8 protein-coding genes are annotated in these 7,432 nt (G+C 40.9%); 7 read left to right on the forward strand and 1 reads right to left on the reverse strand.

What is annotated here, in order from left to right; genetic code table 11:
• A partial coding sequence (locus NE535_RS18405; RefSeq protein ID WP_261300009.1) for an ISAs1 family transposase occupies positions 1-820 on the reverse strand: 820 nt, incomplete at its 3' end.
• A gap of 1,029 nt (positions 821-1,849) precedes the next feature.
• Between NE535_RS18405 and ybgC the strand changes: the two genes are divergently transcribed.
• Genes ybgC through ybgF form a run of 7 tightly spaced genes read left to right on the forward strand, consistent with a single transcriptional unit; the run spans position 1,850 to position 7,057 of the window.
• Positions 1,850-2,251 carry a tol-pal system-associated acyl-CoA thioesterase gene (gene ybgC, locus NE535_RS18410; RefSeq protein ID WP_261300010.1) on the forward strand — a complete coding sequence of 134 codons (402 nt, stop codon included), beginning with the start codon at positions 1,850-1,852 and terminating at the stop codon, positions 2,249-2,251.
• Positions 2,241-2,930 carry a protein TolQ gene (tolQ, locus tag NE535_RS18415; protein WP_188839346.1) on the forward strand — a complete coding sequence of 230 codons (690 nt, stop codon included), beginning with the start codon at positions 2,241-2,243 and terminating at the stop codon, positions 2,928-2,930. Before ybgC ends, tolQ begins: the two co-directional genes overlap by 11 nt.
• The gene (tolR, locus tag NE535_RS18420; RefSeq protein ID WP_261300011.1) at positions 2,930-3,358 is read left to right on the forward strand and encodes a protein TolR; all 429 of its coding nucleotides are present in this window, start codon (positions 2,930-2,932) and stop codon (positions 3,356-3,358) included. The genes tolQ and tolR overlap by 1 nt, the downstream gene beginning before the upstream one ends.
• Positions 3,359-4,330 (forward strand): cell envelope integrity protein TolA, encoded by a 972-nt coding sequence (tolA, locus tag NE535_RS18425; protein ID WP_261300012.1) that lies wholly within the window; start codon positions 3,359-3,361, stop codon positions 4,328-4,330.
• A 42-nt stretch (positions 4,331-4,372) separates the two neighbouring features.
• On the forward strand, positions 4,373-5,701 hold the full coding sequence (tolB, locus tag NE535_RS18430; RefSeq protein ID WP_261300013.1) for a Tol-Pal system beta propeller repeat protein TolB: 1,329 nt from the start codon (positions 4,373-4,375) through the stop codon (positions 5,699-5,701).
• 24 nt (positions 5,702-5,725) lie between these two features.
• Positions 5,726-6,265, forward strand: coding sequence for a peptidoglycan-associated lipoprotein Pal (gene pal, locus NE535_RS18435; protein ID WP_261300014.1), 540 nt, complete (start codon positions 5,726-5,728; stop codon positions 6,263-6,265).
• A gap of 51 nt (positions 6,266-6,316) precedes the next feature.
• The gene (ybgF, locus tag NE535_RS18440; RefSeq protein WP_261300015.1) at positions 6,317-7,057 is read left to right on the forward strand and encodes a tol-pal system protein YbgF; all 741 of its coding nucleotides are present in this window, start codon (positions 6,317-6,319) and stop codon (positions 7,055-7,057) included.
• Positions 7,058-7,432 lie beyond the last annotated feature (375 nt).

The raw sequence follows: 7,432 nt of genomic DNA on the forward strand, positions 1-7,432 counted from the left end.
CATAAAAATGTGTATCTATACTGGTTTTATTACCCACCTTTCTATGACGTTCTACTGCTATTAATGTTTTTAGTTGAGACCATTTCATCTTTATCTCGGCGGGTAAATTTAGCGGACATTGAAACGTTATCCGATTTTCAACTCGACCATGGCCTTTATCATCTTGAGTAAAACATTCAGGTTCTGGAGTATTTGTAATGTAATCAGCAAATTGTGCTTGTACTGCCTCGTACAATTTTGGCTGGTTACCTTTGACTTGCAAAATACAATGCCCACCTTCTTTGACAATATAATCAAGTGTTTGTGTCTGGCAATGCAGCGCATCAAATGTCAGTAACTCAGACTTCAAATCAAGACAAGTCAGCAATTCTTGAACGAGTTTGAGTTCACTCTTTTTGCTCGCACCTGATTTAGCGCTGAATACTAAACCAGAGCCAGTATCATATGCAGTTACCATATGTAACGAAGAACTTGAGGCTGATGCTTTGGCACCTTTAAGCACTTTCCCATCAATCGCAATAGTAGAAAGTCCTGTGCTAAAACGATGCTCGTTGACCCAACTCAACAAGGCATCTAGCAAGGATTGCTTTGACACTCCTCTGAAGATGCGACCAATGCTCTGCTGGCTGGGAATACCATTAGCGAAGGGGCGGTATTTACGCAGCCACATGAGTTTTAATGTCCCGAACTCATGGCAATCGGCCCAACTTTGCGCACCTGATATCACAGCGCTTAGGACGAGGAAGCAGATATCAATGACATCATGTTCTTGATTTATATGGGAACGGCAATCAGTAATCTTATCCAGATGTTTAAGCATATTAAGTATAAAGACAAAGAAAAAGAGCGTTATTTGATCACACTGGCGAGATCAATCAAGCTATTTTTTATCTCTCTGTTTTTAATAAGGATGTATAAAAAGCGATCGAGGGCATCTTAGAGCGCCTTTGGCTCGATAGCTATGCTGAATCCTTTACAGTAAGCGAGCAATTGCAAATGGATTTAGTTTGTGTTCAATGCAAGGCTGAAATTTGATGGTTAACCTGAACTCTGGATAAGAGATTAGCTAAACATATGAAATTAAATAATATATAACCCAGGTATTCTAGAGAGATATTTTTTCTTAGAACAAGGCAAATTTGTGCGTCAATAGCTGGCCTATTGCAAACAAATTTAACACAGTTATCAGTAAAAATAGCCTCTAGAAAGCAAGTTGTTATCCAGAGTTCAGGTTAGTCAGCATTGGGGAATCTCATTTATCTGTTAATGCGAGTTGAGGTTGTATAGCCGTGCTTCTAAAGCACAATATCGAGTTCTAGTTAAGCATTTAGATTGTATTTGCTGCTTTGAATTAACGGGATGTTTCGCATGACTGATTTTTACTAAATTCAGTCACAAGCGATGACATTAAACGGTCGCTCATTTATCGATATGCTTTTTAGAAAAACAATTAGCGTTATCATGTCATTAATTGTCAGTTTTATTGGTTTTGATCGCATTCATTTTACGGCTTTGCTTTAACTTAGCCGACTATCTTTCAATAAGCCTAACCTTGTATGGACGTGATCCTATTTTATTAGTTAATTTATATGAGGAAATCAGGCAATTAAACCCATGGAAAAAAGATATTTTAAAAAGACAAAATTTTGTTTTTGATACGGGGGTTTACTGAGTTTTAAGCAGGAAAACATTAAAGAACCTTCATCTATCTTAATTTAAGCCAAGATTAAGTCGTTTTAAGGTATTTTAGTGAAAATAAAGTCCATTTTTAGCGTGTAAGATGATTCACAACTGACTTGCTACTCGGTATAGTAAGCGAAATTTTGTCAGCTGAAAAAAGAGTCATCTAATGACGTTTAATTGGCCAATAACTGTGTATTATGAAGACACCGATGCCGGTGGGGTTGTCTACCATTCAAATTACTTGAATTTCTTTGAAAGAGCACGGACAGAATGGTTAAAATCGATTGGTGTTAGCCAAACTAAACTACTGGCAGATGACATTGCTTTTGTAGTCAAACGCGCGGAGTTAGATTTTCGCCGTGCGGCAAAGTTTGAACAAGATTTCACGGTTGAATCTTGTATTTCGTCATTAAAAAAAGCGTCGTTGGTGTTCCAACAGCGTTTAGTTGATGAGCTAGGTGAGTGCTATTGTGAGGCATCGGTGACTGTCGCCTGTGTGTCCTTATCTAAAATGCGACCCAGAGCCATCCCAGAATTTATAGTTCAGGAGTTTGAAAGTGCACGCTGATATGTCTTTTATTGGTTTGTTTTTACAAGCCAGTGTGTTGGTAAAATTGGTTATGTTGACCTTGTTAGGTCTTTCCATTGCATCATGGGCGGTCATTATCCAACGCCGTAAAATGCTTAATTCAGCACGGCTTAAATCAGCGCGTTTTGAAGATACTTTTTGGTCAGGTGTCGATTTAAATCGCTTATACAAAGAGCTTACCGCCAGAGGTGAAAGTGTTGCTGGATTAGAAGCGATGTTTGTTGCAGGCTTTAAAGAATACTCAAGACTGATTAAAGTTAACAGCAAGTCACCAGATGCTGTTATGGAAGGTACTTCAAGAGCGATGCGTGTAAGTTTGTCCCGTGAAATGGAAAAGCTTGAGAACAATTTACCTATGTTAGCAACGATTGGTTCAACCAGTCCTTATATTGGTTTGTTTGGTACCGTGTGGGGGATTATGAATTCATTCATTGCACTGGGTACTGTTGAAAATGCCACTTTAGCAATGGTTGCCCCTGGTATTGCTGAAGCATTAATTGCGACTGCGATGGGTTTGTTTGCGGCTATTCCTGCCGTTGTTGCCTATAACCGTTTTGCAACCCAAGCTGAAAAACTTGAGATGGCATATGCAAACTTTATGGAAGAGTTTTCGAATATTTTACAGCGCCAAGCCTATAGTGAAAAGGAAGCGGTGTAATGTACCAACGTAAGCGTCGTCGTCCTATTGCGGAAATTAACGTTGTACCTTATATCGACGTTATGTTGGTGTTATTAATCATTTTTATGGTTACCGCACCAATCGTTTCGCAGGGTGTTAAAGTTGAATTGCCACAGGGAAAAGCAGAGGCTTTACCTCCAGACAGTAAACCGCCGATAGTTGCTTCGATAGATGCAGCAGGTGAGTATTATTTAAACGTGGGTTCAGGTTCTAACAGCGATCCGTTAGATCTGGAAGAGATTTCTGTGCAAGTGGGAGCAATGATTTTGCTTGAACCGTTAAGACCAGTTGTTGTAAAAGCGGATAGAAGCATAGCATATGAAAATGTCATTCAATTGATGGTGAGCTTGCAGCAAGCAGGTGTTCCTTCAGTCGGTTTGATGACAGATTCACCCAAGGAGAAGTAGGTGTCAGATCAATCTAATATCAAAATACCGTTTGCGATATCCGGCGGTATTCACATTGGGGCGATAATCATCCTTGCATTAGGTTTAAGCTTTGATGATAAACCGAAAAATATGCCTTCAGCACCTAGCGCGCCTGCAATTCAAGCCGTGATGGTTGATCAACAAAAGATTAATCAGCATGTTGAGAAATTGAAACAGCAAAAACAAGATGCTGAGAATAAAGAAAAGGCACGTCAAGCAGAGTTAGAGCGTAAAGCTCTTGAAGCACGTAAAAATCGTGAGCTTGAACAGCAAAAAATTAAAAACCTAGAAATTGAACGTAAACAGAAAGAAATTGAAACACAAAAAGCGAACGATGCGGCTAAAGCGGCACAAATAAAAGTGCAGCAAGAAAAAGAGCGCGCGCAAAAAGCTGAAGCTGTTCGTAAGCAAAAAGAACAAGAGCAAAAAGCCTCAGAAGAAGCTGCGCAAAAAGCGGCTGAAAAACGTAAGCAAGAAGAAGCTGCTGCTAAAAAAGCTGAAGACGAGCGAAAACGTAAAGCTGAAGAGGAAGAGCGCAAACGTAAAGCCGAAGCAGAGCGTCAACGTAAGGCTAAAGCTGATGCTGATGCAAAAGCCCGTCAAGAGCAAGAGATGGCGGATGCTCTAGCTGATGAACAAGCCGCGTTATCGCAAACTCGTAACAAACAAGTGATGTCAGAAGTTGATAGATTTAGAGCGATGATCAGTGCCACGATTCAACGTAACCTAGTGGTAGATGAGTCGATGCGAGGTAAAAGCTGTCGAGTGTTTATTCGATTGGCACAAGATGGCTTTGTGACATCTAGTCAAACCTTAGATGGCGACCAAGTTGTTTGTCGTGCTGCAAAGGCGGCAATCAATAAAGCTGGACGCTTACCTGTTTCAACAGAAGCCGGTGTGTATGACAAATTAAAAGAAATTAATTTAACAGTTTCACCTGAATTTAATTAATTTCTTACTGCATTAATAATGCGAAGGGTATAAAGGAGTCTCATGAAAAATTTGGTTAAATGGTTCGCACTGGCGTGTATCGTGTTAACGACCCCAGCGCGTGCTGCATTAGATATTGTGATTACTGAAGGGGTTGACCAAGCTCGCCCTATCGCCGTTGTGCCGTTTGTGTGGTTAGGTGAAGGTCCAGCGCCAGCATCCATTTCTGATGTGGTAATGTCTGATTTGGCGCGCAGTGGTACTTTTAAACCACTTGATACGCGTGCATTGCCGCAAGTCAATATTCATACTGCAAGACAATTCACCGCCGATAGCTGGCGAAATATTTCAGCCGATGGTTTAGTGGTAGGTTCAATTAAACCTTACGGAGCTGGCCAATATTTGGTAAGTTTTGAATTAATCGATTTGGTTAAAGCGCAACTACAAGCGGGCAAAGGCCCAGTGGCAGCTAGCGAACTTTTATTAGAAAGTCGCGAAACCGTTATTAATGCAAATCAATTTAGACAATATGGTCACCGTATCAGTGATGTCGTATATGAAAAACTCACAGGTATTCGTGGTGCGTTCTTAACTCGTATTGCTTATGTAGTTGTTAAACAAGGTCAAAAATCTCCATATCATCTAATGATTGCAGATTATGATGGTTACAACGAGCAAATGTTATTACGTTCTCCTGAACCACTCATGTCGCCAACTTGGTCTCCTGACGGTCGTCGTTTGGCTTATGTGAGCTTTGAGAATCGTAAAGCTGAGATCTTCGTTCAGGATATTTATACTCAAGCTCGTGTGTTAGTGAGCAGCTTTGATGGTATCAATGGTGCGCCATCATTTTCGCCAGATGGTAAAAAACTTGCTATCACGCTATCAAAAGATGGCCAACCAGAAATCTACACCATTGATATCGCAACTAAAGCGATTAAACGTATTACAGATCATTACGCTATTGATACTGAACCATCATGGTTTCCTGATGGTAAATCTCTTCTATTTACCTCTGAACGAGGTGGAAGACCACAGTTATACCGTGTAAGTTTGGAAACAAACAAAGTCAGTCGCATGACTTTTGAAGGCGAATGGAATTTAGGTGGTTCAATCACGCCTGATGGTCGCAGCATGATTTTTGTGAATCGTACTAATGGACGTTTCAATATTGCCAGAATGGACTTGGCAACACGCTTTATGCAGGTGTTATCGTCAACCCGTTTAGATGAATCTCCAAGTGTAGCGCCTAATGGCACTATGGTGATTTACGGTACGACTCACGAAGGTAAACAAGTATTGGCAGCGGTTTCTACCGATGGCCGCTTTAAGGCAAGATTGCCTGTCGGACAAGGCGAGGTGAAATCACCCGCTTGGTCTCCATTTCTTTAATTAAGATATTGATAAGGATTTAACATGGATCTGAATAAGTTGTTCAAAGCTATGATGGTTGCAGTTCCGCTTATGGCACTGGGTGCTTGTAGCTCAACTTCAGACTCTGAAACAGATGCAAGCGGTTCTACTTCTGGTTCATCTAGCAGCCAATATGGTAATGGTGGAATTGAAACCGGCGGTGCAGGTGCTGTATTAAGCCCGGCTGAACAGCAACGTTTAAAAGAGCAAGAGTTACGTCGTCAAAATATTATTTATTTCGACTTCGACCGCAGTGAAGTGCAAACTGAAAACGCGGAAATTTTGCTAGCTCATGGCAATTACCTGGTCGAAAACCCAAATGTTCGCGTGTTAATTGAAGGCCACGCTGACGAACGTGGCACTCCAGAGTACAACATTGCATTGGGTGAACGTCGTGCAAAAGCGATTGCTAAGTACCTTCAAGGTATGGGCGTACAACCTAGCCAAATGAGCGTTGTAAGTTATGGCGAAGAAAAGCCATTAGACTTTTCTCGTTCAGATTCAGGTTTTGCTAAAAACCGTCGTGGTGTTTTAGTTTACTAAACATTATTGAAGGAAGGCTAGTCAGATTGATTGGCCTGTTAGGAGTTTACAATGAAACATGCCGTATTAGTTGCGGCAATGTTCTTAGGTATGGGAGCAGCAGTCGCCGCTCCTGCACCAGTAGAGGATATTGCTAGTGGTTCAAGTGACGAACGTATTGCACGTTTAGAACGTATTTTAAAAGCGAAACAACAGGGTGAATTTGAAATGCAACGTCGTGTCGATGCATTACAAAGAGAAGTGTTGGATTTGCGTGGTGTTACTGAACAACAAAATTATCAGTTAAACCAGGTTCTGCAACGTCAACGTCAGCTTTACGAAGACATAGCCAATTTATCTACTAAACCTACCCCTGCAGCCAATTCAACCGTTGCAACTGATCCCGTTAGTGTTGCAGCATCTAGCTCAACGTTAGGTGAAACAGCAAGTTATGAAGCCGCTGTAAATCTCGTGTTGAAAGATCGTAAGTATGATGATGCTATTCCTGCTTTTCGGAATTTTATTAAACAGTATCCACAATCAAGTTATGCGGCGAATGCTAATTACTGGTTAGGACAGCTACTGTTTAATAAAGGCGAGAATGCTGAAGCCAAAACCGCATTCAGTACCGTAGTGAGTCAGTTTGCCGATTCGAATAAGCGTGGCGATAGTTTGGTTAAATTAGGGATGATTGCCGAGAAGGATAATGATATCCCTGGTGCAAAAGCACTTTATCAGAAAGTATTGAAAGATTACCCTAACAGTGCATCGGCTCGCCTTGCACAGCAGCAATTATCTGCGATTAATGGCTAATAGAGACAAAAAACAGCCTCTTAGTCTGTTTTTCATGCAAACAACAAGAAATTGGAAAATTGCACTTGCATGAGAAAATGAAAACGGTATTATAGGCGCCCTCAGAACGGCATAGCCTTCTGGGGGATGTTTTAAGACTATTTATGACATCCTTGGGACATCAATTCAAACTAATTGAAAGTTAATTTGTTTGTATCTGCTCCTTCTAACTATAATCAGTTAGCAAAACTTCTATGGGTCGTTAGTTCAGTGGGTCTTGAAATGTAGACTGTTGGCTTTTGCTCCAGTTAACCGTAAAGGTTAATAAAACCAAGATGGGTCGTTAGCTCAGTAGGTCTTGAAACATAGACAGTTGGCTTTTGTTCCAGTTAACCG

This window comes from Shewanella holmiensis (assembly GCF_025370255.1).
GTDB lineage: Bacteria > Pseudomonadota > Gammaproteobacteria > Enterobacterales > Shewanellaceae > Shewanella > Shewanella holmiensis.